Annotated in this window: 20 protein-coding genes; 16 read left to right on the top strand and 4 right to left on the bottom strand. The window is 75.5% G+C overall.

The window, feature by feature from the left end; translation table 11 throughout:
• The first annotated feature begins 60 nt into the window (after window positions 1–60).
• A complete protein-coding gene (locus ACI78R_RS20790) occupies window positions 61–780 on the top strand; it encodes a DivIVA domain-containing protein (protein WP_073422423.1) in 720 nt (239 codons plus the stop codon).
• Between the two features lie 99 nt (window positions 781–879).
• A complete protein-coding gene (locus tag ACI78R_RS20785) occupies window positions 880–1,548 on the top strand; it encodes a hypothetical protein (protein ID WP_457042118.1) in 669 nt (222 codons plus the stop codon).
• Between the two features lie 122 nt (window positions 1,549–1,670).
• Here the strand turns inward: ACI78R_RS20785 and ileS are convergent, their stop codons facing one another.
• On the bottom strand, window positions 1,671–4,826 hold the full coding sequence (gene ileS / locus ACI78R_RS20780) for an isoleucine--tRNA ligase (protein WP_457042117.1): 3,156 nt from the start codon (window positions 4,824–4,826) through the stop codon (window positions 1,671–1,673).
• A gap of 95 nt (window positions 4,827–4,921) precedes the next feature.
• Here ileS and ACI78R_RS20775 point away from each other — a divergent pair, with 95 nt between their 5' ends.
• Window positions 4,922–6,433, top strand: coding sequence for a potassium/proton antiporter (locus tag ACI78R_RS20775; RefSeq protein ID WP_073422426.1), 1,512 nt, complete (start codon window positions 4,922–4,924; stop codon window positions 6,431–6,433).
• 103 nt (window positions 6,434–6,536) lie between these two features.
• Here the strand turns inward: ACI78R_RS20775 and mqo are convergent, their stop codons facing one another.
• Complete coding sequence (mqo, locus tag ACI78R_RS20770) at window positions 6,537–8,030, bottom strand: malate dehydrogenase (quinone) (protein WP_073422427.1); 1,494 nt, start codon at window positions 8,028–8,030, stop codon at window positions 6,537–6,539.
• Between the two features lie 22 nt (window positions 8,031–8,052).
• On the opposite strand from mqo, the gene lspA reads away from it, so the two are divergent.
• From lspA to ACI78R_RS20740, 6 genes are all read left to right on the top strand, one after another.
• Entirely contained in the window at window positions 8,053–8,838 is a 786-nt protein-coding gene (lspA, locus tag ACI78R_RS20765; RefSeq protein WP_457042116.1) for a signal peptidase II, read from the top strand.
• Window positions 8,839–8,915: 77 nt separating this feature from the next.
• Entirely contained in the window at window positions 8,916–9,851 is a 936-nt protein-coding gene (locus ACI78R_RS20760; protein ID WP_073422428.1) for an RluA family pseudouridine synthase, read from the top strand.
• Between the two features lie 59 nt (window positions 9,852–9,910).
• Complete coding sequence (locus ACI78R_RS20755; RefSeq protein WP_457042115.1) at window positions 9,911–10,747, top strand: CPBP family intramembrane glutamic endopeptidase; 837 nt, start codon at window positions 9,911–9,913, stop codon at window positions 10,745–10,747.
• On the top strand, window positions 10,744–11,187 hold the full coding sequence (locus ACI78R_RS20750) for a GNAT family N-acetyltransferase (RefSeq protein ID WP_457042114.1): 444 nt from the start codon (window positions 10,744–10,746) through the stop codon (window positions 11,185–11,187). Before ACI78R_RS20755 ends, ACI78R_RS20750 begins: the two co-directional genes overlap by 4 nt.
• 212 nt (window positions 11,188–11,399) lie before the next feature.
• On the top strand, window positions 11,400–14,972 hold the full coding sequence (gene dnaE, locus ACI78R_RS20745; RefSeq protein ID WP_245794837.1) for a DNA polymerase III subunit alpha: 3,573 nt from the start codon (window positions 11,400–11,402) through the stop codon (window positions 14,970–14,972).
• A gap of 70 nt (window positions 14,973–15,042) precedes the next feature.
• Window positions 15,043–15,768 carry a hypothetical protein gene (locus tag ACI78R_RS20740; protein WP_457042113.1) on the top strand — a complete coding sequence of 242 codons (726 nt, stop codon included), beginning with the start codon at window positions 15,043–15,045 and terminating at the stop codon, window positions 15,766–15,768.
• Here the strand turns inward: ACI78R_RS20740 and ACI78R_RS20735 are convergent.
• Window positions 15,765–16,619, bottom strand: a complete 855-nt coding sequence (locus ACI78R_RS20735) for an LON peptidase substrate-binding domain-containing protein (protein WP_457042112.1) — start codon at window positions 16,617–16,619, stop codon at window positions 15,765–15,767. The genes ACI78R_RS20740 and ACI78R_RS20735 overlap by 4 nt on opposite strands.
• Window positions 16,620–16,731: 112 nt before the next feature.
• Between ACI78R_RS20735 and hisD the strand changes: the two genes are divergently transcribed.
• Genes hisD through hisH form a run of 6 tightly spaced genes read left to right on the top strand, consistent with a single transcriptional unit; the run spans window position 16,732 to window position 21,181 of the window.
• Window positions 16,732–18,036, top strand: a complete 1,305-nt coding sequence (gene hisD, locus ACI78R_RS20730; protein ID WP_457042111.1) for a histidinol dehydrogenase — start codon at window positions 16,732–16,734, stop codon at window positions 18,034–18,036.
• On the top strand, window positions 18,033–19,151 hold the full coding sequence (locus tag ACI78R_RS20725) for a histidinol-phosphate transaminase (RefSeq protein WP_457042110.1): 1,119 nt from the start codon (window positions 18,033–18,035) through the stop codon (window positions 19,149–19,151). The genes hisD and ACI78R_RS20725 overlap by 4 nt, the downstream gene beginning before the upstream one ends.
• A gap of 5 nt (window positions 19,152–19,156) precedes the next feature.
• Window positions 19,157–19,753 carry an imidazoleglycerol-phosphate dehydratase HisB gene (hisB, locus tag ACI78R_RS20720; RefSeq protein ID WP_457042109.1) on the top strand — a complete coding sequence of 199 codons (597 nt, stop codon included), beginning with the start codon at window positions 19,157–19,159 and terminating at the stop codon, window positions 19,751–19,753.
• Window positions 19,754–19,930 carry a hypothetical protein gene (locus tag ACI78R_RS20715; protein WP_175562954.1) on the top strand — a complete coding sequence of 59 codons (177 nt, stop codon included), beginning with the start codon at window positions 19,754–19,756 and terminating at the stop codon, window positions 19,928–19,930.
• A 26-nt stretch (window positions 19,931–19,956) separates the two neighbouring features.
• A complete protein-coding gene (locus ACI78R_RS20710) occupies window positions 19,957–20,544 on the top strand; it encodes a nucleotidyltransferase family protein (RefSeq protein WP_457042108.1) in 588 nt (195 codons plus the stop codon).
• Between the two features lies 1 nt (window position 20,545).
• Window positions 20,546–21,181: an imidazole glycerol phosphate synthase subunit HisH gene (gene hisH, locus ACI78R_RS20705; RefSeq protein ID WP_073422436.1), complete on the top strand. Its 636-nt coding sequence runs from the start codon at window positions 20,546–20,548 to the stop codon at window positions 21,179–21,181.
• An 18-nt stretch (window positions 21,182–21,199) separates the two neighbouring features.
• Here hisH and ACI78R_RS20700 read toward each other — a convergent pair whose 3' ends face one another.
• A complete protein-coding gene (locus ACI78R_RS20700; RefSeq protein ID WP_457042107.1) occupies window positions 21,200–22,234 on the bottom strand; it encodes a molybdopterin-dependent oxidoreductase in 1,035 nt (344 codons plus the stop codon).
• 63 nt (window positions 22,235–22,297) lie between these two features.
• Here ACI78R_RS20700 and ACI78R_RS20695 point away from each other — a divergent pair, with 63 nt between their 5' ends.
• A complete protein-coding gene (locus ACI78R_RS20695; protein ID WP_457042106.1) occupies window positions 22,298–24,613 on the top strand; it encodes a M20/M25/M40 family metallo-hydrolase in 2,316 nt (771 codons plus the stop codon).
• Window positions 24,614–24,633: the final 20 nt, after the last annotated feature.

Below are 24,633 nucleotides of genomic sequence, written 5' to 3'. Positions count from 1 at the left end.
CGCGCGCCGCGGCGTGACCCGACAGACCCCGTATCCGCCGTCCGACCCGAGGTGAGCCCCTTGCCACTCACGCCAGCCGACGTGCACAACGTCGTCTTCAAGAAGCCGCCGATCGGGAAGCGTGGCTACGACGAGGACGAGGTCGACGCATTCCTCGACGTGGTGGAGGCCGAGCTCGCCCGCCTCATCGAGGAGAACAACGAGCTGCGCGCCGGCTCGGGCACCGGCCGCGTGGCCGCGCAGCCCGTCGCCCCGGAGCCGGTGGCCGCGCCGGCCCCGCCGCCGCAGCAGCCCGCCCCGCGCGAGGACGACACCACCCGCGCCTCCCGCATGCTGGCGCTGGCGTCGGAGACCGCCGACCGCTACGTCAACGAGGCCAAGGCGCAGGCCGACCAGATGGTCGCCGCCGCCAAGACCACCAGCGACCGCACCGTGGCCGACGCCCGCGCCAAGAGCGAGCAGATGGTCAACGAGGCGAAGATGCGCGCCGACTCGATGATCGGCGACGCCCGCACGCGCGCCGACACGATGGAACGCGAGGCCCGCGCCAAGGCCGCCGCCCTCGAGCAGGACGCCGAGCGCCGGCACCGTGAGGTCATGGGCCCGCTGGAGGAGAAGCGCACCAACCTCGAGCGCAAGATCGAGGAGCTGCGCACCTTCGAGCGCGAGTACCGCACGCGGTTCCGCTCCTACCTCGAGTCGCACCTGCGCGACCTCGACAGCCGCGGCTCGGCCGAGCCGTCGTCGACCAGCCGCCAGACGCAGCACGTCTCCGCCTGATCCGGCCTGACAGGGCCCCCGGACACCCGTCCGGGGGGCCCTGTCGCGTTCCCGGCCGTCCGCGCCGGCGCGCGACGTGCCCGCCGTTACAGTCGCGCCGTGGTCCTCGTCGCCGCCTTGCTCGTGCTCGCGGGCCTCGCGCTGTTCGTCCTCGGCGTGATGACCGCCGTGACCGCCTGGTACTGGGCCTGCGTCGCCGCCTGCGGCCTGGCCGCCGTGCTGCTGGTCGTCGCCCGGCTGCGCGCGCCGGCGGGCACGCGGGTGCCCGCCCCTCGCGAGCCGGAACCGGCCCGCGCCCCGGCCGGGAGGACGGCGGAGCGGCCGCCCGCGGAGCGGCGGCCGGCCGCGGCGGAGGAGCCACCCGCGGGGGAGCCACCCGCGGGGGAGGCGACCGCGGGGGAGCGCCCCCCGGCGACGACGCCGGCAGCCCCCGGGCCCGCCGTGGCGCCGGTCGCGGAGACCCCGCCGCAGACCCCGGCACGGACACCGGCCGCCCCGGTGGCCGCCGCCGACGCCGGCGACCCGGCCGAGGAGGACGTCGAGGTCACCGACCTGCTGATGGTCGTCGACCTGCGCGACGAGGTGCTCGTGGTCGACGAGCACCCGCGCTACCACCTGGCCGACTGCCCCTGGCTGGCCGGGCGGGAGACGATCCCGCTGCCGGTGGACGAGGCGCGCACCGACGGGTTCACCCCGTGCGCGCGCTGCGGCCCCGACCGGTTCCTGGCCGATGCCGAGCGCGCCCGCCGCGCCGCCCGGCGGGGCTGAGCCCGCACCCGTCCGAGCTCACCGCGGCGCGTCCTGGGTCACCCCAGCGCGTCCTGGCGCACCGCCGGCCGTGAGCCAGGACGCGGCACGATCAGGCGGCCTGATCGTGCCGCGTCCCGGCGTCAGGCGCGGGCGAGCCAGAAACGGGAGCCGTCGGGCCCCTCGACGCCGGGACCCTCGCCGGCCGCGCCGGCGTGCACCGCGGTGGCCAGCACCTCGCCGGCCAGCGCCTCGCCCTGCTCGGTGAGCGCCTCGGCCATCGGGCCCTCGGCGGTCCACCACAGCGCGATCCGGTCGCTGACGGCCAGCCCGGCGTTCTTGCGGGCCTCCTGCACCAGCCGCACCGCCTCGCGCACCAGCCCGGCGCGCTCCAGCTCGGGGGTGAGCGTCAGGTCCAGCGCGACGGTGAGCCCGCCGGCGCTGGCCACGGTCCACCCCTCGCGCGGCGTCTCGGTGACCACGAGGTCGCCCTCGGCCAGCGGCACCGCCTCGCCGTCGACGTCGACGGTCGCCGTCCCGGCCCGGTAGGCGGCCACCAGGTCGGCGGCGTCGGCCGCGGCCACGGCCTTCGCCACCGCCTGCACCTGCTTGCCCAGCCGCCGGCCGACGGCGCGGAAGTCGACCTTCACGCTCACGTCGACGAGGTCACCGCCGACGGCGCCCAGCTCGGCGAGCTCGGCCACGTTGAGCTCGTCGGCCACCTCGGCCACCAGGTCCCGGGCCAGCGCCGACCAGCCGGGGGCGGCGACCAGCGCGCGGGCCAGCGGCTGGCGGGTGCGCACCTTCGCCGAGGTGCGGGCCGCGCGGCCCAGCTCGACCAGCCGGCGCACCAGGTCCACCTGTGCGACCAGCTCGGGGTCGCGGGCGTCGGCGTCGACGGCCGGCCAGGACGCGAGGTGCACCGAGTCGGGGGCGTCGTCCCCGAGACCGGGGCGGACCACCCGCGTCCACACCTCGTCGGTGACGAACGGGCAGAACGGGGCCATGAGCCGGGTCAGCCCGTCGAGCACCTCGTGCAGCGTGGCCAGCGCAGCCGGGTCGCCGTCCCAGAAGCGACGGCGCGAGCGGCGGACGTACCAGTTGGACAGGTCGTCGACGAACGAGGCGAGCAGCCTGCCCGCGCCCTGGGTGTCGAAGGCCTCCAGCGCCGCGGTGACGCCCTCGGTGACGGCGGCCAGCTCCGCCAGGGCCCAGCGGTCGAGCAGCGAGCGCTCCGCCCGCGCCGGGGCGGGGGACGCCCCATCGCCACCCGGCCCACCCCAGCCGTTGGTCTCGGCGTAGAGGGTGAAGAAGCTCGCGGTGTTCCAGTAGGTCAGCAGGACCTTGCGGACCACCTCGGACAGCGTCTCGTGCCCGACCCGCCGCGCCGACCACGGCGAGCCGCCGGCGAGCATGAACCAGCGGACGGCGTCGGCGCCGTGCCGGTCCATCAGCGGGATCGGCTCGAGGATGTTGCCCAGGTGCTTGCTCATCTTCCGGCCGTCCTCGGCCAGGATGTGGCCCAGGCACAGCACGTCCTCGTAGGAGTTCTTCCCGAACACGAGCGTGCCGACGGCCATGAGCGAGTAGAACCAGCCGCGGGTCTGGTCGATCGCCTCGCAGATGAACTGGGCCGGGTAGGCGGCCTCGAACTGCTCGTTGTTGCGGTGCGGCGCGCCCCACTGGGCGAAGGGCATCGAGCCGGAGTCGTACCAGGCGTCGATCACCTGCGGCACCCGCCGGTAGGTGCCCTCCTCGCCGTCGAGGGTGAAGGTCACCTCGTCGATGAACGGGCGGTGCGGGTCGAGGTCGGCGAGGTCGCGCCCGGCCAGCTCCGAGAGCTCGGCGAGCGAGCCGACGACGACCATCCGCGACGGGTCGGCGTCGTTGCGCCAGATCGGCAGCGGCGTGCCCCAGTAGCGGTCGCGGGACAGCGCCCAGTCGACGTTGTTGTTCAGCCAGTCGCCGTAGCGGCCCCACTGGATGGTCTCGGGGTGCCAGGACGTCTTCTCGTTCTCGGCGAGCAGCTGGTCCTTGACCGCGCTGGTGCGGATGTACCAGGACGGCTGCGCGTAGTACATGAGCGGCGTGTGGCAGCGCCAGCAGTGCGGGTAGCTGTGCTCGTAGCGCTGCTCGCGCCACAGCACCCCGCGGGACTGCAGGTCGACGACGAGCTCGTCGTCGGCGGCCTTGAAGAACCGCCCGCCCACCAGCGGCACCTCGCGCAGGAAGTGGCCCGAGGCGTCGATCGGGTTGACCACCGGCAGGCCGTAGGCGCGGCAGACGGCGAGGTCGTCGGCACCGAACGCGGGGGACTGGTGCACCAGCCCCGTGCCGTCGTCGGTGGTGACGTAGTCGGCCAGGACGACGTAGTGCGCGTCCTCCCCCTCGGGGAAGTCGACCAGCTCGAACGGGCGCCGGTAGTGCGTGCGCTCCCACTCGCGGCCCTGCGTGCGGGCGAGCACCTCGACGTCGTCGAGGTCGCCGAAGACCGCGCCGAGCAGCGGCTCGGCGACGACGAGGGTGTCGTCCCCGCGCCGGGCGACGACGTAGGTCACGTCGGGGTTGACCGCGACGGCGGTGTTCGACGGCAGCGTCCACGGCGTCGTCGTCCAGACCAGCAGGTCGGCCCGGCCGGCCCACTCGCCGTCGGTGACCGGGAGCCGCACGTACACCGACGGGTCGGTGATCGACTCGTACCCCTGGGCGACCTCGTGGTCGGACAGCCCGGTGCCGCAGCGCGGGCAGTAGGGCGCCACGCGGTGGTCCTCGACGAGCAGCCCCTTGCCGAAGACCTGCTTGAGCGACCACCAGACGCTCTCGATGTAGGAGGGGTCCATCGTCCAGTAGGCGGTGGACATGTCGACCCAGTAGCCCATGCGGCGGGTCAGCGCGGAGAAGTCGCCGACGTGGCGCTCGACGGACTCCCGGCAGCGGGCGTTGAACTCCGCGATGCCGTAGCGCTCGATGTCGGGCTTGCCGGCGAAGCCGAGCTCCTGCTCGACGGCGATCTCGACCGGCAGGCCGTGGCAGTCCCAGCCGGCGCGGCGGGGCACGTGCCAGCCCTGCATCGTCTTGAAGCGCGGGAAGACGTCCTTGAACGCGCGGGCCTCGATGTGGTGGGTGCCCGGGCGGCCGTTGGCGGTGGGCGGGCCCTCGTAGAACACCCACTGCGGCCGGCCCTCGGTGGCGGCCAGCGAGCGGGCGAAGACGTCGGCGTCCTCCCAGCGGCGCAGCACGTCCTGCTCCAGCGCGGGCAGGTCGACCTGGGGTGGCAGCGCACGGAAGACAGAACTCACACGCCCATTGTCCCCGAGCCGTCGAGCGCGATCCGGCGGGGCAACGGCCGCGACACCTGGGTACGGGACACTGCCCCCGTGATCGGGGGCGGGCGGTGAACACCACGGTCACCGTCGCCCTGGCCGTCGGCGCGCTGGTGGTGCTGGTGGCCGCCGTCGCCCTGCGTGTGGCCGACCGCCTCGGGCTGCCCAGCCTGCTGCTCTACCTGGCGCTCGGGGTGGCGCTGGGGGAGAGCGGGCTGGGCATCCAGTTCGAGGACGTCGCCCTCACCCAGACCCTCGGCGTCGCCGCGCTCGTCGTCATCCTCGCCGAGGGCGGGCTGACCACCCGCTGGGCCGACGTCCGGCGGGCGGTGGGCCCGGGGCTGGCGCTGTCGACGGTCGGCGTCGTGGTCAGCATCGCCACGACCGCGGCGATCGCCGTGTGGCTGCTCGGCCTGGACTGGCCCTTCGCCCTGCTGCTGGGCGCCGTCGTCAGCTCCACCGACGCCGCCGCGGTGTTCGCGACCCTGCGCCGGCTGCCGCTGCCGCGGCGGATGGTGGCGGCCCTGGAGGTCGAGTCCGGCCTCAACGACGCCCCGGTCATCCTGCTCGTCGCCGTCCTCTCGGACGTCCTCACCGGCGGCGAGACCGACGCCTGGTGGCTGACCGCGGTGGTGGTGCTGGCCGAGCTCGCGGGCGGCGCGGTCCTCGGGCTGGTCCTCGGCGCGGCCGGCGCGTGGCTGCTGCGCCGGTCGGCGCTGCCGCTGTCGGGGTTCTACCCGCTGGCCACCCTGGCGCTGTGCGTGCTGGCGTTCGCCTCGGCGTCGCTGCTGCACGCCTCGGGCTTCGTCGCCGTCTACCTGTGCGGGCTGGTGCTCGGCAACGCCGCGCTGCCGCACCGCTCGGTGACGATCGGGTTCGCCGAGGGCATGGCGTCGCTCGCCCAGATCGGGCTGTTCGTGCTGCTCGGTCTGCTCGTCTCGCCGGGCCGGCTGCCCGACGCGATCGGCCCGGCGCTGCTGGTCGGCGGGGCGCTGCTTCTGGTCGCCCGGCCGCTGTCGGTGGCGGCCAGCCTGGTCTGGTTCCGCATGCCGTGGGCGCAGCAGGCCTTCGTGTCCTGGGCCGGACTGCGGGGCGCGGTGCCCATCGTGCTGGCCACCTTCCCGCTCACCGCGGGCGTCCCCCGGGCGACCACGGTGTTCGACACCGTCTTCGTGCTGGTCGTCGTCTTCACGCTGGTGCAGGGCTCGTCGCTGCCGTGGGTGGCCCGCCGGCTGGGCATCGCCGCGCCGCTGACCCCGCGCGAGATCGAGGTGGAGTCCGCGCCGCTGGAGGAGCTCGACGCCGAGCTCATGCAGCTGCGGGTGCCCGCGGGCTCCCGGCTGCACGGCGTCTACCTGCCGGAGCTCCGGCTGCCCGAGGACGCCGCCGTCGTGCTCATCGTCCGCGACGGACGGTCGTTCGTGCCCGACGAGACCACCCGCCTCATGCGCGGCGACCAGGCGCTGCTGGTGTCCGCCCGGGCCTCCCGCGCCGAGGCCGAGCGGCGGCTGCGGGCGGTCAGCCGGGCGGGCCGGCTGGCGAGCTGGCGCGGCGAGCAGGGCGCCGCCGGCGAGGCCGACTGACGCTCACCGGGCGACACGGCGGACGACGACACGGCAGAGGCCCCCTCGCCGGAGCGGAGGGGGCCTCTGCCGTGTGCCCGTGCCGGTGCGGGCGCGGCGGCGGTCAGCCGTTGAGCTCGAGGGTCTGCATCGTGTCCGCGCGGACGGCGGCGAGCAGGCCGGGGTCGGCGGACAGGTCGCGCCCGTAGGACGGGATCGCCTCCTCCAGCGCCGCCCGGTTCGCCGCGACCCGCTCGGGGAACGCGCGCTGGACCAGCGTGAGCATCGCCGAGACCGCCGTCGAGGCGCCCGGGGAGGCGCCCAGCAGGCCGGCGATCGTGCCGTCGCCGCCCACGATGAGCTCGGTGCCGAACTGCAGCACGCCCTTGCCGCTCGTCGGGTCGCGCTTGATGACCTGCACCCGCTGCCCGGCGGTGATCATCTCCCAGTCGGCCTGCTCGGCCAGCGGGACGAACTCCAGCAGCGTGCGGTGCCGGGCGCCGCGCGACTGCAGCAGCTCGGTCACCAGGTACTTCGTCAGCGCCATCTCGGTGCGGGCGACGCCGAGCATCGAGGAGAGGTTGTTCGGCTTGACCGACAGCGGCAGGTCGAACATCGAGCCGGCCTTGAGGAACTTCGGCGAGAAGCCGGCGTAGGGGCCGAACAGCAGCGAGTACTCGCCGTCGACCAGGCGCAGGTCCAGGTGCGGCACCGACATCGGCGGCGCGCCGACGGCGGCCTGGCCGTAGACCTTGGCCTGGTGGCGGGTGACCAGCTCGGGGGAGCGGGTGCGCAGGAACAGGCCGCTGACCGGGAAACCGCCGAACCCGCGGATCTCGGGGATCGCGGCCCGCTGGAGCAGCGGCAGCGCGCCACCGCCGGCGCCGACGAAGACGAACCGGGTGCGCACCGAGCGCTCCTCGCCGGACCGCTTGTCGGTGACGGTGACCTTCCACCGGCCGTCGTCGAGCTTCTCCAGGCCCGAGACGCGCTGGCCGGTGTGCACCTGTACGCCGCGGCCCTCGGCCTGGGTGAGCAGCAGCCGGGTGAGCTCGCCGAAGTTGACGTCGGTGCCGGCGACCGAGCGGGTCGCGGCGACCACCTGCGCCGGGTCGCGGCCGTCCATCACCAGCGGCACCCAGTCGCGCAACTCGGCGTGGCCGTCGGTGTACTCGAGGCCCGCGAACAGCGGCTCGGCCGACAGCGCCTGGTGGCGGGCGCGCATGTAGCGGCGGCCGTCCTCGCCGGTCACGAAGCTGACGTGCGGGACCGGGGAGATGAAGTCCTTGGGCGAGCCGGTCAGGCCCGTGCGCACCAGGTGCGACCAGAACTGCCGGGACACCATGAACTGCTCGTTGATGGTGCGGGCCTTGGTCGTGTCGACCCGGCCGTCGGCCCCGGCGGGCGTGTAGTTGAGCTCGCACAGCGCCGCGTGGCCGGTGCCGGCGTTGTTCCAGGCGTCCGAGCTCTCGCCGGCGACCGCGTCCGCGGACTCGAAGACGGTGATGCTCCACTCCGGCGCGACGACGCCGAGCAGCGACGCGAGGGTCGCGCTCATGATGCCGCCGCCGACGAGGACTACGTCAGGGTCGGTTGCTGAACCGAGGTCGGGGGACACGACTGCCTTCCTGCCGGGGGACGTGCGCCACCTCCGACGATCGGCCGATCGGCGCGCGGAGACGTCATCGGCGGGGTGTGAGATTCGTCTACCCCAGCATGAGCTCCGTCACCCGGGGGGACCGGTACCGCTCCGGAGCGCATCCCCGGGGGCCGCGCGGCGGCCCGGGAGGCGGGGTCCCGCCGACTATCGTCGGGCCCGTCGGGCGGCCCGCGCCCGGCCCGACCGAGGAGCCCCGCTGAGCGAGCAGCCCGAGGACGCCGCCCGAGCGACGTCGGCCCGCCGGCCGCGCACGCGGCTGCTGCTGACCCTCGCGGCGCTGCTGTTCCTCGTCGACCTCGCCACCAAGCTGCTCGTCGTCGCCACGATCGACCGCGGCGAGAACATCCGGCTGCTCGGCGGGCTGGTCTACCTCACCCACGCCCGCAACACCGGCGCCGCGTTCTCCTTCGCCGAGGGCTTCACCGTCGTCTTCACGCTCATCGCCGCCGTGGTGGCCGTGGTGATCGTCCGGGCGGCGCGGCGGCTGTTCTCCACCGCGTGGGCCGTGGCGCTGGGCCTGGTGCTCGGCGGGGCGCTGGGCAACCTCGTGGACCGCGTCTTCCGCGACCCCGGCTTCCTCCGCGGCGGCGTCGTCGACTTCGTGTCGGTGTTCGCGCCGAACGGGGAGTTCTACCCGATCTTCAACGTCGCCGACTCGGGCATCGTCGTCGGCGGCCTGCTCGGGGCCTACCTGGCGCTGCGCGGCGTGGAGTTCGACGGCACCCGCAGCCGCGACCGCGGCGACGGCGCGGTCACGTCCTCCTGAGCGGCCCGCTCCCGGGCACCGCCCCGAGCCTGCGAGGGGGAGGGAGGAGGGGGTCCTCCCTCTGTCACGATGGACCGGTGAGCGCTCCCGGGCTGCACCGTGCCCTCCCGGTGCCCGACGGACTCGAGGGCCAGCGCGTCGACCAGGGCCTGGCCCGGCTGTTCGGCCTGTCCCGCGCCGCCGCCGCCGACCTCGCCGACGCCGAGCGGGTGTGGGTCGACGGCCGCGTCCGCGGCAAGGGCGACCGGCTCACCGGCGGCAGCTGGCTGGAGGTCGAGCTGCCCCCGCCCCCGGGCGAGGCGCCGCCGCCGGAGCCCGTGCCCGGCCTGACCGTCGTCCACGACGACGACGACGTCGTGGTCGTCGACAAGCCCGTCGGCGTCGCCGCGCACCCGAGCCCCGGCTGGGACGGGCCCACCGTCTCCGGCGGCCTGGCCGCCGCCGGCTACCGCATCTCCACCTCCGGCGCGGCCGAGCGGCAGGGCATCGTGCACCGCCTGGACGCCGCGACGACGGGGCTCATGGTCGTCGCCAAGAGCGAGCGGGCCTACACGCTGCTCAAGGCGGCGTTCAAGGAGCGCACGGTCGACAAGGGCTACCACGCGCTGGTGCAGGGCCACCCCGACCCCTCGCGCGGCACGATCGACGCCCCGATCGACCGGCACCCCCGCTCGGACTGGAAGTTCGCGGTGGTGAGCGGCGGGCGCCCGTCGGTCACCCACTACGAGGTCATCGAGGCGTTCGCGGCGGCCAGCCTGGTCGACATCCACCTGGAGACCGGCCGCACCCACCAGATCCGCGTGCACTTCTCGGCGCTGCGCCACCCCTGCGTCGGCGACGCCACCTACGGCGCCGACCCGACGCTGGCCGCCCGGCTGGGCGTCTCGCGGCAGTGGCTGCACGCCGTCCGGCTCGGCTTCGCCCACCCCGCCGACGGCCGTTGGGTCGAGTTCACCAGCGACTACCCGGCCGACCTCGCCGGCGCCCTGGCGATCCTGCGCGCCGAGTCCTGAGGGCCGCCCGCCCGCCGTGACCGTGCACCCGTGACCCTTGCGACCGTGACCGTGCAGCCGTGACCGACCTGCCCGCCTCCCTCGCCGACTTCGGCCCGGCCGCGCTGTCGGCCGTCGTCGTCGCCGGGTACCTGGTGGCGGGCGAGCCGGTGGTCGGGCACGTGCTGCACCGCCGGTTCGAGGGGCGGCTGCGCACCGACCCGGCGGCGCGCCGGTCGTTCTACCTGCGACTGCTGGTCCTCGAGTGGGGGCTGGCGCTGCTCGCCCTGGTCCTGTGGCTGTCCTCCCCGGGGGTCGACGCCGCCGCCGTCGGGCTGGCCTGGCCCACCGGGCTACCGGGCCCGGTCACGGGGGCGGCGACCCTGCTGGTCCTGCTGCTCTCGCTGGCCTCGGTGCGGGCGCTGCGCTCCGGCGCGCTCGCCCGAGCCGCGGAGCCCCGGCCGGGCACCTCCCCGCCCACCCGGGGGCGGCACGCCGAGCCCGCCGGGCACGCCACGCTCGCGCTGCTGCCGCGCTCGCCCGCGGAGCGCCGGCTGTTCTCCGTGGTCGGCGTCACGGCGGGGGTGTGCGAGGAGTGGCTCTACCGCGGCTTCTTCCTCGCGGTGGTGGCCGCGGTCGCGGGCGACGTGCCGCAGGTCGTGCTCGTGGCCGTCGGCGCCCTGGCCTTCGGGCTGGCGCACGCCTACCAGGGCCTGCCCGGCGTGGTGCTCACCGGCGTCCTCGGGGCGGTGTTCGCGGGCCTCTACCTGGAGACCGGGTCGCTGCTGCTGCCGGTGCTGCTGCACGCCGCCGTCGACCTGCGCTTCCTGCTGGTGCCCGAGTCGGCGCTGCCGGGCGGCACGCCGCTGCCCGGGACGCGCCGCGGCCGGCGGCCGGCCGGGGGAGCGCCCGCGTGAGCCGGCCGACCGCGGCGGTGGCGACGGCGGCCGACTGGCCCGAGGTGGTGGCGCTGCGCACCCGGGTCTTCGTCGAGGAGCAGGGCGTGCCGCCGGAGATCGAGCAGGACGCCGCCGACGCGACCGCGGTGCACGCCGTCGCGCGGGACGGCGCCGGGCGGGTGGTGGCCACCGGGCGGCTGCTCGAGCGCGACGGGCGGGCGGCGATCGGCCGGATGGCGGTCGACGCCGGCGCGCGCGGCGGCGGGTACGGCGCCGCGGTGCTCGGCGTGCTGCACCGCGAGGCCCTGGCGCGGGGCCTGACCGAGGTGGAGCTGCACGCGCAGGTCACCGCCCGCGGCTTCTACGAGCGGGCCGGCTACACCGCGGTGGGCGGCGAGTACGAGGAGGCCGGGATCGTGCACGTGACGATGCGGCGCGCGCTGGAGCAGCCGCTGTGACGGGGGCGACCCGCCCGGCCGAGACACGTCCTGTCAGACCCTCGGCGTAGAACGAACCCGGTGCGAGGATCGGGGGACCGGCCCGGGCCCGCGCCGGTCGCCCGGCCGGCACCGTCCGCGCCTGCACCGCACCGCCCGGTCTTCCCCGCCGGTCGCCCGCCGGAGCACCCGACGGCCGGGCCAGCACGACCCGTGAGGAGCACCGCACCCCCGTGAGCAGCACAGCCGCCCAGGGCAACGACTCGTTCGTGCACCTGCACGTACACACCGAGTACTCGATGCTCGACGGGGCGGCGAAGCTGCCCGAGGTCACGAAGGCCGCCGCCGAGCAGGGCATGCCGGCGCTGGCGATGACCGACCACGGCAACGTGTTCGGCGCCTACGACTTCTACAAGCAGGCCAACGCCGCCGGCGTGAAGCCGATCATCGGCATGGAGGGCTACTACACGCCCGGCTCGCGCTTCGACCGCGCGCCCTACGACTTCGGCGACAAGCTGATCGACGAGGAGGGCGACGGCGGGTCCAACCGCGGCAAGGCGGCGTACACCCACATGACGCTGCTGGCCCGCACCACCGAGGGGATGCACAACCTCTTCCGCATCTCCTCGCTGGCGAGCCTCGAGGGCCAGTACCGCAAGCCGCGCTTCGACCGCGACCTGCTCGAGCGCTACGGCAAGGGCCTGATCGCCACGACCGGCTGCCCCTCGGGCGAGGTCAACATGTGGCTGCGCGCGGGCAAGCACGACCGCGCCCGCCAGGCGGCGGCGGACTTCCAGGACATCTTCGGGAAGGAGAACTTCTACGCCGAGCTGATGGACCACGGTCTGTCGATCGAGCAGAAGACCCGCCCGGCGCTGCTGGAGATCGCCAAGGACCTCGGCATCCCGCTGCTGGCCACCAACGACCTCCACTACACGCACAAGGAGGACGCCGAGGCACACGACGCGCTCCTGTGCATCCAGACCGGCTCGCGGCTCAACGAGCCCAACCGCTTCAAGTTCAACGGCGACGGCTACTACCTGAAGAGCGCCGCCGAGATGCGCGCGCTGTTCCCCGGTGACCTGAGGTCGGCCTGCGACAACACGCTGCTGATCGCCGAGCAGTGCGAGGTGACCTTCACCGAGGGCGCCGACCTCATGCCGCGCTTCCCGCTGCCGCCGGGGGAGGACGAGACCTCCTGGTTCGTCAAGGAGGTCGAGCGCGGACTGCACAAGCGCTGGCCGAACGGCATCCCCGACCACGTGCGCAAGCAGGCCGACTACGAGGTCGGGATCATCACGCAGATGGGCTTCCCGGGGTACTTCCTCGTGGTCGCCGACTTCATCAACTGGGCCAAGGACAACGGCATCCGCGTCGGTCCCGGCCGTGGCTCGGCCGCGGGCTCCCTGGCCGCCTACGTCATGGGCATCACCGACCTCGACCCGCTGGCGCACGGGCTGATCTTCGAGCGGTTCCTCAACCCCGAGCGCGTCTCGATGCCCGACGTCGACATCGACTTCGACGACCGCCGCCGCGGCGAGGTCATCCAGTACGTCTCGCAGAAGTACGGCGAGGAGCGGGTCAGCCAGATCGTCACCTACGGCACCATCAAGGCCAAGGCCGCGATCAAGGACGCCGCCCGGGTGCTCGACCGGCCCTACTCGGTGGGCGACGAGCTGACCAAGCTCATGCCGCCGGACGTCATGGGCAAGGGCATCCCGCTGTCGGGCGTCTTCGACCCGGCGCACCCGCGCTACAAGGAGGCCGCGGAGTTCCGCGCCCGCTACGAGTCCGACCCGGGCGCGGCCGAGGTGGTCGACCAGGCCCGCAAGCTCGAGGGCCTGAAGCGCCAGTGGGGCGTGCACGCCGCCGGCGTCATCATCGGCCGCTACCCGCTGATCGACTCGATCCCGATCATGCGCCGGGAGGCCGACGGCGCGATCATCACGCAGTTCGACTACCCGACCTGCGAGACGCTCGGCCTGCTCAAGATGGACTTCCTGGGCCTGCGCAACCTCACGGTCATCGACGACGCGCTGCGCAACATCGTCGCGAACGGCAAGGAGCCGATCGACCTCGACGAGATCAGCAAGGACCTCACCGACAAGGCCACCTACGAGCTGCTGGCCCGCGGCGACACCCTCGGCGTCTTCCAGTTCGACGGCGGCCCGATGCGCTCGCTGCTGCGGCTCATGCGGCCGGACAACTTCGAGGACATCTCCGCCGTCGGCGCGCTCTACCGCCCGGGCCCGATGGGCGCGAACTCGCACACCAACTACGCGCTGCGCAAGAACGGCCAGCAGGAGATCACGCCGATCCACCCCGAGCTGGCCGAGCCGCTCGAGGAGATCCTGGGCGGCACGTACGGCCTGATCGTGTACCAGGAGCAGGTCATGGCCATCGCGCAGAAGGTCGCCGGGTACTCGCTCGGCAAGGCCGACCTGCTGCGCCGTGCGATGGGCAAGAAGAAGAAGTCGGTCCTCGACGCGGAGTTCGTCGGCTTCGAGGCCGGCATGGTGGCCAACGGGTTCTCCCCGGCGGCGGTCAAGACGCTGTGGGACATCCTCGTCCCGTTCGCCGACTACGCCTTCAACAAGGCCCACTCGGCCGCCTACGGGCTGGTCAGCTACTGGACGGCGTTCCTCAAGGCGAACTACCCGGCCGAGTACATGGCCGGCCTGCTCACCAGCGTCGGCGACGACAAGGACCGCCGGCCCATCTACCTGGCCGAGTGCCGGCGCATGGGCATCAAGGTGCTCCCGCCCGACGTCAACGAGTCCTCGTGGGACTTCACCGCCGTCGGCACCGACATCCGCTTCGGCCTGGCCTCGGTGCGCAACGTGGGCACCAACGTCGTCGACTCGATCGTGCGGGCGCGCGAGGAGAAGGGCGCGTTCAAGGACTTCGCCGACTTCATGCGCAAGATCGACACGGTGGCCTGCAACAAGAAGGTCATCGAGTCCCTCGCCAAGGCCGGCGCCTTCGACTCCCTCGGCCACTCGCGGCAGGGGATCGCCGCGATCCACGCCCAGGCCGTCGACGCCGCCATGTCGCTCAAGCGCAAGGAGGCCGAGGGCCAGTTCGACCTGTTCGGCAGCTTCGGCGACGAGGGTGGCGCCGACGACCCGTTCGGCGGCGCGCTGGACATCGCCGTCCCGACGGCGGACTGGTCGAAGTCCGAGCGGCTGGTGTTCGAGCGCGACATGCTCGGCCTCTACGTCTCCGACCACCCGCTGCACGGCGTGGAGCACGTGCTCGCCGCCAACGCCGACACCCCGATCGCGGAGATCAACGCCGGCGGGGTCGAGGACGGCGCCAACGTGACGATCGCCGGCATCCTCACCGGGGTCTCGCCGCGGACGAACAAGCAGGGCGCGCCCTGGGCGATCGCCACGCTGGAGGACCTCGAGTCCGGCATCGAGGTGCTGTTCTTCCCGAAGACGTGGGCCGAGGTGTCGGAGAAGGTCGTCCGCGACCAGATCGTCGTGGTCAAGGGCCGGATCAGCCGGCGCGACGACCAGCCCTCGCTGTTCGGCTCCGAGGTGACGATCCCCGAGCTCACCGAGGGCCCGCGCGGCCCGGTGATGGTGCAGATGGCCGCGGCCCGCTGCACCCCGCCGGTGGTGGAGCGGCTGCGCGAGGTGCTGGGCAGCCACCCGGGCACCACCGAGGTCCACCTGAAGTTGGTGAACGGCGGCCGGGAGACGGTGCTGCGGCTGGACCAGGGGCTGCGGGTGCGCCCCAGCACGGCCCTGATGGGCGACATCAAGGCGCTGCTCGGGCCCACCAGCGTCGCCCTGCTGTGAGCCGCGGGTGAGCCCGGCCGGGCCCGCCCCCGGCGGCGGGCCCGGCGGCGAGCGGGGTTCACTGGGTGCCGTGACCAGCCCCGCGCCGCTCCCCGACGGCCCGTACCCCGGTCCGGTGCCCGCGGCCGGCGTAGGACCCCTGTCCGGGCACGCCGGGCACGCGGCCGGAAGCACGGCCGGGCACGCCGCCGCGTCCCTCGCGGAGGCGCCGGCCGCCGCGCGCCCGGCCGCCGGACGGTGGGTGGCCGAGGCCCGCGCCGACCTGCGCGGCGCGATCGCCTGGGGCTGCGCGCTGGCGCTGTGCGGTCTGCCGGCCGGGCTGCTGTGGGTGTGGCTGGCCCCGCGCGCGGAGTTCGACGTCGTCGAGGGCGGCGCGGTGCCGGTGGGCCGGCCCTCGCCGGAGCTGCTGGTGGCCGACGACGGCGTGCTCGTGCTGGTGCTCGCGGGCCTCGGCCTGCTGGCCGGTGCTGTCGCGTGGGCGATGCGCCGGCGCCGCGGCGTCGCCACGGTGGTGGCCACCGCGGCCGGCACCGCCGTCGCCGGGCTGCTGGCCTGGCAGCTGGGGGGGCTGCTCGCGCCCGGCCCGACGGCCGAGCAGCTGGCCGACGTCGGCGCCCGGGTGACCACCGGCCTGCAGCTGTCCTCGCTGCCCGGGCTCGCGGTGGGCCCGTTCGTCGCGCTGGCGGTCTATGTCGTCGCGGCGCTGTTCTCCTCCCGCGACGACCTCGGCCGGGACGACGCCGGCCGGGACGACGCCGGCCGGGACGGGCCGTCCCCGGAGGCTCCCGGCCGCTAGTTCAGGCTGGTCTCGCCCGCGAACTGGTGCAGCGCCGCCGGCACCGCGCCGACGGTCTCCAGCAGCGTCAGCTCGCGGCGCAGCATCCGGCTCTCGGTGGCCAGCCGCCGCCGGGTGGCCGACTCCGCCAGCAGCGCCTGCCGGTCCTCGGTGGTGAGCAGCGCCGCGGAGGCCACCAGGTAGGACAGCGCCCGCGGGTCGCCGGCCACCGCCTCCAGCAGCGCCGCGGCACCCGTCGGGTCCTCCCCGGCGCCGGCCAGCTCCGCCGCCCGGCCCACCTCCTCGCCGTCGAGGCCGGCCTGCAGCCCGGCGACGGCGGTCACGTACCGGGTGAACAGGTCGCCCACGCCGCGCTCGAGCAGCCCCAGCGACCCGCGCGCCGCCGCGGCCACCAGCCCCTCGTCGAGCTGGTCGGGCCCCGGGGCGGCGCTGTCGGCCGGCTCGTCGAGGACCTCCTCGCGGTCGCCCGCCGCCTCCTCGGCGGCCTCCTCGTCGGCGAGCCACTCGACCTCGGCCTGCAGGTAGGGCGGGTCCTCCCCGACGACGACGTCCAGCAGCCGGAACCGCTCGCCGCCGACCGCGACGATCCGGAAGCCGCCGTCGGGCTGCGGGCGCACCGCCTGCAGCAGCGCGGTGCAGCCGACGTCGTAGAGCGCCTCGGCCGGCGCCACCCGCTCGACCTCCCAGCCCTGGCGGATGGCCACCACGCCGAACCGCCGCTCGCCGCCCTCGGGCAGCGCCAGCAGGTCGCGCACCAGGGCCCGGTAGCGCGGCTCGAAGACGTGCAGCGGCAGCACGATCCCCGGGAACAGCGGCGTCCCGAGCGGGAACAGCGGGACGAGGTCACCCACGGGCCGGAGCCTACGGGCGGCCGGGGGCCCGGGCGCTCCGGCGAGGAGGCCGATCCGCCCCGACTACCCTGGGAGGTCGTCCGCTCCCCGTCGCGCCCCCGGAGGCCCGCCCGTGCTCGCCCGCATCGACCTGCGCGGATCCGCGCTGCCGGGGGTCCGCGACCTGGCCGGCCTGCTGCCGCGCGCGGCCACCGACATCGACTCGGTCCTGGCCACCGTCCGGCCGCTGTGCGAGGACGTGCGCCTCCGCGGCGCCCAGGCGGTCCGGGAGATCACCGCCCGCCTCGACGGCGTCGACGCCGAGGACTTCACCGTCCCGCCGGCGGCGATCCAGGCGGCGCTCGACGGCCTGGCCCCGGAGGTCCGCGCCGCGCTGGAGGAGTCCATCGCCCGGGTGCGGAAGGTGCACGCCGACCAGGCCCGCACCGACGTCACCACCCAGGTCGTGCGCGGCGGCACGGTCACCGAGCGCTGGGTGCCGGTGCGCCGCGTCGGCCTCTACGTGCCCGGCGGGCTCGCCCCGCTGCTGTCCAGCGTGGTCATGAACGTCGTCCCGGCGCAGATCGCCGGCGTCGAGTCGATCGCCGTCGCCTCCCCGCCGCAGCGCGACCACGGCGGCCTGCCCGACCCCGGCGTGCTGGCCGCGTGCGCGCTGCTCGGCGTCACCGAGGTGCACGCCGTCGGCGGCGCCCAGGCCATCGCCGTGTTCGGCTACGGCGCGGGCTCCTGCGAGCCCGTCGACATGGTCACCGGCCCCGGCAACGTCTACGTGACCGCCGCCAAGCGGCTGCTGCGCGGGCTCATCGGCATCGACTCCGAGGCCGGCCCCACCGAGGTCGCGATCCTCGCCGACGACACCGCCGACCCGGTGCACGTCGCCGCCGACCTCATCAGCCAGGCCGAGCACGACCCGCTGGCCGGCGCGGTCCTGGTCACCACCAGCGAGCAGCTGGCCGACGCCGTCCTCGACCTGGTGCCCGCCCAGGTGGCGGCCACCAAGCACTCCGAGCGCATCCTCACCGCCCTCGACGGCAGCCAGTCGGGGATCGTGCTGGTCGACGACGTCGACGCCGGCCTCGCGGTGGTCGACGCCTACGCCGCCGAGCACCTGGAGATCCAGACCCGGGACGCCCGCGCGGTGGCACTGCGGGTGCGCAACGCCGGCGCGGTGTTCGTCGGCGCCTGGTCGCCGGTGTCGCTCGGCGACTACATCGCCGGGTCCAACCACGTGCTGCCCACCGGCGGCTGCGCCCGGCACTCCAGCGGCCTGTCGGTGCAGTCGTTCCTGCGCGGCATCCACCTCGTCGAGTACGACGAGCAGGCCCTCGCCGAGGTGGCCGGCCACGTCGACGCGCTCGCCCACGCCGAGGACCTGCCCGCGCACGCGGCCGCCGTCCGGGTGCGGCAGACGCCGTGACGGCCGCTCCGCGGACGTCGGTCGACGAGCTGCCGCTGCGGCCGGAGCTGCGCGGCCGCACGCCCTACGGCGCCCCGCAGCTGCAGGTCACGCACCGGCTCAACACCAACGAGAACCCGCACCCGCTGCCCGCGGAGCTGCTCGCGAGCCTCGGGGAGGCGCTCGGGCACGCCGCGCTGGAGCTCAACCGCTACCCCGACCGCGACGCCGTCGCGCTGCGCACCGACCTCGCGGCCTACCTCTCCCGCGGCGGGGACCGCGTCGAGCTGGCGCAGGTGTGGGCGGCCAACGGCTCCAACGAGGTGCTGCAGCAGCTGCTGCAGGCCTTCGGCGGCGCCGGGCGCACCGCGCTGGGCTTCACGCCGTCCTACTCGATGCACCCGATCATCTCCGCCGGCACCGGCACGGGGTGGGTCGACGGGCACCGCCGCGCGGACTTCACCATCGACGCCGAGGCCGCCGTCGCGCAGGTGCGCGAGGTGCGCCCCGACGTCGTCTTCGTGACCAGCCCCAACAACCCCACGGGCACGGCGGTCGCGCTGGAGACGATCGAGCGGCTGTACGACGCCACCGAGGGCGTGGTCGTCGTCGACGAGGCCTACGCGGAGTTCGCCCGCACCGGCACGCCCTCGGCGCTGGGCCTGCTGCCCGGCCGCCCGCGGCTGGTGGTCAGCCGCACGATGAGCAAGGCCTTCGGGATGGCCGGCCTGCGGCTGGGCTACCTCGCCGCCGACCCGGCCGTCGTCGACGCGGTGCAGCTGGTCCGGCTGCCCTACCACCTGTCCTCGCTGACCCAGGCCGCCGCGCGCGCCGCGCTGGCCCACACCGACGCGCTGCTGGCCACCGTCGACGCGGTCAAGGAGCAGCGCGACCGGATCGTCGCCGCGCTGCCCTCCCTCGGCCTGACCAGCGTGCCCAGCGACGCCAACTTCGTCCTCTTCGGCCGGTTCGCCGACGCGTCCGCCGCCTGGAAGGCGCTGCTGGCGCACGACGTCCTCGTCCGCGACGTCGGCATCCCCGGCTGGCTGCGGGTCACCGCCGGCACGCCCGCCGAGACCGACGCCTTCCTCACCGCCCTGGGTGAGGTGGCCCCCGAGCACCGCCTGGGAGACTGACAGCCATGAGTCGTACCGCCCGCGTGGAGCGCGCCACCAGCGAGACCAAGCTGGTCGTCGAGCTCGACCTCGACGGCACCGGGAAGAGCTCGATCAGCACCGGCGTCGGCTTCTACGACCACATGCTGACGGCGCTGTCCAAGCACAGCGGCATCGACCTCACCGTGCAGGCCGACGGCGACCTGCACATCGACGCCCACCACACGGTGGAGGACGTCGCCATCGCCCTCGGCCAGGCGTTCGCCGAGGCGCTGGGCGACAAGAAGGGCATCACCCGCTACGGCGACGCCACGATCCCGATGGACGAGGTGCTCGTGCAGGCCGCGGTCGACCTCTCCGGCCGGCCGTACTTCGTGCACGCCGAGCCCGAGACCATGACGCCGATGATCGGCCCGGACTACCCGACGTCGCTCACCAAGCACGTGCTGGAGTCCTTCGCCTTCAACGCGCGGATCACCCTGCACGTGCGCGTGCTCTACGCCGGCCGCGACGCCCACCACATCGTCGAGGGCCAGTTCAAGGCCCTGGCCCGGGCACTGCGCACCGCCGTCGCGCTCGACCCGCGGATCACCGGCGTGCCCTCCACCAAGGGCGCGCTCTAGGTGAACTTCGGCGTCGTCCTCGTCGTCCTCGGCGGGTTCCTCCTCGGCGGGGCGTGGAGCATCTGGCGGGCCGACCACGACACCCGGGGCCGCACCGGCCCGCAGGTGTTCTTCGCGCTCGTCCTGCTGGTGGCCGCCCTGCTGGCCACCGCCTCGGGGATCCTGAGGCTCGTCTGAGCGACGCCGACCGGTTCCTCGGCCTCGTGCTCGGCGACCCGACGGTGGCCGCGGTGCTCGAGCGGGCGCCCGCGCTCGGCGCGGGGGAGTGGTGGCTGACCGCGGGGCTGCTGTTCCAGACGGCGTGGAACGGGCTCACCGGCCGCCCGCCGGGCACCGGCATCCGCGACGCCGACCTCTCCTACTGGGACGACGACCCGTCCTGGGACGCCGAGGACGCGGTCATCCGCCGCGGGGCGGAGCTGTTCGCCGACGTGGCCGTGCCGGTCGAGATCCGCAACCAGGCGCGGGTACACCTCTGGTACGCCGGCCGCTTCGGCGCCGCGCCGCCCGCGCCGTTCCGCTCGTGCACCGACGCCGTCGACGTCTTCGCCGCGCCGTGCTGCGCGGTCGCCGTGACGGTCGAGGACGGCCGGCCGCGGCTGTACGCGCCGTTCGGCCTCGGCGACCTGCTCGGCCTCGTCGTCCGCCCCAACCCGGCCAGCCCCGCGCCGCGGGAGGTCTACGAGGCCAAGGCCGCCCGCTGGCGGTCGGTGTGGCCGGAGCTCACCGTGCTGCCCTGGACGCCCGGGAATCCCGGCGGGCGCCCGGCGCCTTCCACGTACCGTGGCTGACGTGAAGAAGGTGGTCGTCCTCGACTACGGCTCGGGCAACCTGCGGTCGGCGGAGCGGGCGCTGACCCGCGTCGGCGCCGACGTCACCGTCACCGCCGACCGGCAGGCCGCGCTCGACGCCGACGGCCTCGTCGTGCCCGGCGTCGGGGCGTTCGCGCACTGCATGCAGGAGCTGCGCGCCGTCGACGGGCCGCGCACCATCGGCCGCCGGCTGGCCGGCGGGCGCCCGGTGCTCGGCATCTGCGTGGGCATGCAGGTGCTCTTCGAGCACGGCGTCGAGCACGGCCACGACGCCGAGGGCTGCGGCGAGTGGCCCGGCACCGTGGAGGCGTTGGAGGCGCCGGTGCTGCCGCACATGGGCTGGAACACCGTCTCCGCCCCCGAGGACACCGTGCTGTTCGACGGGATCGCCGACGAGCGCTTCTACTTCGTGCACTCCTACGGCGTGCGGGAGTTCCCTCTCGGCCAGGACGGCCGCCCCGGCCCGCTGGCGCCGCCGAAGGTGACCTGGGCCGAGCACGGCGACCGGTTCGTGGCCGGGGTGGAGAACGGCGCGCTGTCGGCCACCCAGTTCCACCCGGAGAAGAGCGGCGACGCCGGTGCGCAGCTGCTCACCAACTGGCTCGCCACGCTCTGACGCCCGACCGGCGGCGGCCTACTGGAGGGGCACCGGGGGCTGCAGCCACCACGGCGCGTCGACCACCTCCACCCGCGCCACCCACTTGACCCACCAGTAGCCGCGCCGGCCCGGCGCCACCAGCCGCACCGGCGCCCCGTGGCCCGCCGACAGCCGCTCCCCGGCGCAGTGCGTGGCCAGCAGGAGCGACCCGGCGTCGGCCAGCGGCAGCCGCCGGCGGTACCCGGTGACGCTGACGACGTCGACGCTGCCGCCCGGCGGCAGGCCGGTGCCGGCCAGCAGCCGGTCCAGCCGCACGCCGCGCCACTCCTGCTCGGCGTACCAGCCGCCGGTGCAGTCGAGGACGGCGGTGACGGTGTCGCCGCGGTCGAGGGCGGCGACCCGCAGCGCGGTGGTGCGCCCACCGGCGACCAGGTCGAGCGTGCGCCCGGGCTCGTCGGGCACGGCGTCGGTGAACCACTGGGTCACCGGCATGGCGGCCGGGTCGCCGCTGCCGCGCTCGTGCGAGCCGGTGGCCCGCCGCCGGGCGCCCGGCGCGCCGGTCAGCCGCAGGACGCCCTCCAGCCCCGCCCACAGCGCGAGCGACCCGGCCGCGAGGCCGCCGGTCTGCAGCAGCGCCCGCCGGGAGGCGTCGGTGCGCCGCGGCCGCTGCCGGCTGCCGACCGCGTGCAGCACCACCACGAGCCCGGTCGCCACCCCCGCGGCGACGTGCACCTGCAGCACCCCGACGCCGCCGACGGTGGTGCCGGCGACGCCGTGCAGCACCCCGGTGGCCACGGTGAGCGCGGTGAGCCCGGCCAGCGCCCAGGCGACCGCCGGGTCGCGCCGCCCGCGGGTGCGGCCCCGGGACCGGCGCACGACCACGGACTTCCACGGCACGAGCAGCAGCAGGCCCAGGCCCGCGGCGCCGTGTGCGACGGCGACCACGCGGGAGGGCAGCGGCGTGCCCACGCCGAAGGCGAGCAGCCCGGTGACGCCGGCGAGCGCGAGCAGGACCAGCAGGCCCAGGTTGGTGCGGCGCCCGGCTCGGCGGGTCCACGCTGCGGCGGGCATCCCCGGAGTCTCCCCCCGTCGCCCCTAGGGTTGCCCGGTCCCGCACCCGGCACAGGAGGCACGTTGCCCGCGTCGCGCCCGTCCGCCCCGGTCCCGGAGCGCCGCGGCCGGCTCCTCGGGTCGCTCGCCGTCCCCCTGCTGCTGGCGGGTCTTGCGGCGTGGAGCGTGCTCGCGCTGCAGCCGCCGGACCCCGCGCCGGCCGACGCGCCGGCGACCGCCTTCAGCGCCGCGCGCGCCGGCGTCACCGTCGAGGAGATCGCCGGCGAGGTGCACCTGACCGGCAGCGACGCGCACGCCCGCGTCGTCGACGGGCTGGTCGCGCAACTGACCGCACTCGGGCTCGACACCCGGGTGCAGAACGCCGTCGGCACCGGGCAGGCCGGGCCCGGCGAGACCGAGATGGCCCGGCTGCGCAACGTCGTCGCCGTCCTGCCGGGCACGGCGAGCACCGGCCGGCTGTTCCTGGTGGCGCACACCGACTCGGTGGAGACCGGCCCCGGGGCCGCCGACGACGCCGCGGGCGTGGCCACGCTGCTGGAGACGGTGCGGGCGCTGACGGCGGGCGAGTCGCTGCGCAACGACGTCGTGGTGGTCCTCACCGACGCCGAGGAGGCCTGCCTGTGCGGCGCCGAGGCGTTCGCCGCGAGCCACCCGCTGGCCGCGCAGGGCGGGGTGGTGCTCAACCTCGAGGCGCGCGGCACGTCGGGCCCGCCGATCGCGTTCGAGACCTCGCGGGGCAACGCCGCGCTGGCCGAGCGCTACGCCGCCGCCGTGCCGCACCCGGTGGCCAGCAGCTTCGCGGTCGAGGTGTACCGGACGCTGCCCAACGACACCGACCTCAGCGTGCTGCTCGCCGACGGCGACTTCACCGGCGTCAACACCGCCTTCATCGACGGCAGCGCGGCGTACCACACCCCGCAGGACACGCCCGCGCGGCTGGACCGGCGGACGCTGCAGGCGCTCGGCGACAACACCCTCGCGCTGGCCCGCGAGCTGGGCGGCGCGGACCTCGCGGCCCTGGCCCGGCCGGCCGCCGACGACGCCACCTACTTCCCGCTGCCGACGGGGCTGGCGCGCTACCCCGGGTCGCTCGTGGAGCCGCTGGCCGGGGCGGCGCTGCTCGGCGTCGTCGTGCTGGCGGCCGTCGACCGGCGCCGCGGGTCGTCGCTGCCCCGGACGCTGCTCGGTACGGCCGCCGCGCTGGTGCCGCTCGTCCTGGCGCCGCTGGCGGTCGGCGGGCTCTGGCGGCTGCTGGCGCTGGTGCGGCCCGGCTACGCGGTGATGACCGACCCCTGGCGGCCCGGCTGGTTCCGGTTGGCGGCGGTCGCGCTGGTCGCCGTCGTCGTGCTGGCCTGGTACGCGCTGCTGCGCCGCCGGCTCGGGGCGGCGGCACTGCGCACCGGGTCGCTCGCGGTGCTCGCCGTCCTCGCGGCCGTCCTCGCCGCGCTGGCGCCCGGCGGGTCGTACCTGGCGGCGCTCCCGGCGCTGGCCGGGGTCCTCGCGGGGCTGCTGCCGGCGCGGGTGTCGCTGCTCGGCGGCGCGGTCGCCGGCGCGGTCGCCGTCGTCGTGCTCGCCCCCACCGTCGCGCTGTTCTTCCCGGCCCTCGGGCTGGCCGGTGCGGCCGCGCCCGCCGCGGTCGTGTCGCTGCTGCTGCTCGCCCTGCTGCCGGTGCTGGAGGGGCTGTTCCCCGCCGGCCCGGCGGGGTGGCGGACCCTGGCCGTGCCCGCGGCCGCCGCCGGCCTGGCGCTGCTGCTGACGGCGGCGGGGCTGGCGGTGGACCGCTTCGACCAGCAGCACCCGGTGCCGAGCCGGCTGGCGTACGCGCTGGAGGCCGACACCGGCGAGGCGTGGTGGTTCAGCACGGAGGCGCAGCCGGGCGAGGAGGCGGCGCGCCACGTCGGCACCCCGCGCACGCTGCCGCACGACTACCCGTACGTGCGCGGCGTCCCGGTCGCGGCGGGGCCCGCCGAGGACGCCGGGCTGACCCCGTCGACGGTCGAGGTGCTCGAGGACCGGAGGGCCGGCGACGAGCGGACGGTGACGGTGCGGGTGACGCCGCAGCGGGCGGTCGGCTTCGTCGTGCTCGACCTGGACACCGGCGGCGGCCGGGTCGTGGCGGCGCGCGCGGAGGCCCGCGACGTGCCGGCCGGCACGGTGGGGGAGGACCGGCTGTGGCTGACCTTCCACGCCCCGCCGGAGCAGGGCCTGGAGGCGACGGTGACCGTGGCGGGCGGCGGGCCGCTGCGGCTGCGGGTCGTCGACGGCAGCACCGGTCTCGACGGGCTGCCCGGCTTCGAGCCGCGGCCGCCGACGGTGGACACCGCCGGGTCGCACACCGCCGACCTCGTCGTCGTGGGGGCCACCACCGACCTCGGCTGACCAGGAGATGTCGGCGGCCC

It is taken from the genome of Geodermatophilus sp. SYSU D01106 (genome assembly GCF_054049995.1).
Note: the sequence above shows the minus strand (reverse complement) of the source record. Positions and strands in the feature narration are given on the sequence as shown.

Excerpts from the sequence above, each read along its gene's own strand:
- ACI78R_RS20700 (WP_457042107.1), bottom strand. The coding sequence starts at position 22,234 with ATGCCCGCCGCAGCGTGGACCCGCCGAGCCGGGCGCCGCACCAACCTG.
- hisB (WP_457042109.1), top strand. The coding sequence starts at position 19,157 with ATGAGTCGTACCGCCCGCGTGGAGCGCGCCACCAGCGAGACCAAGCTG.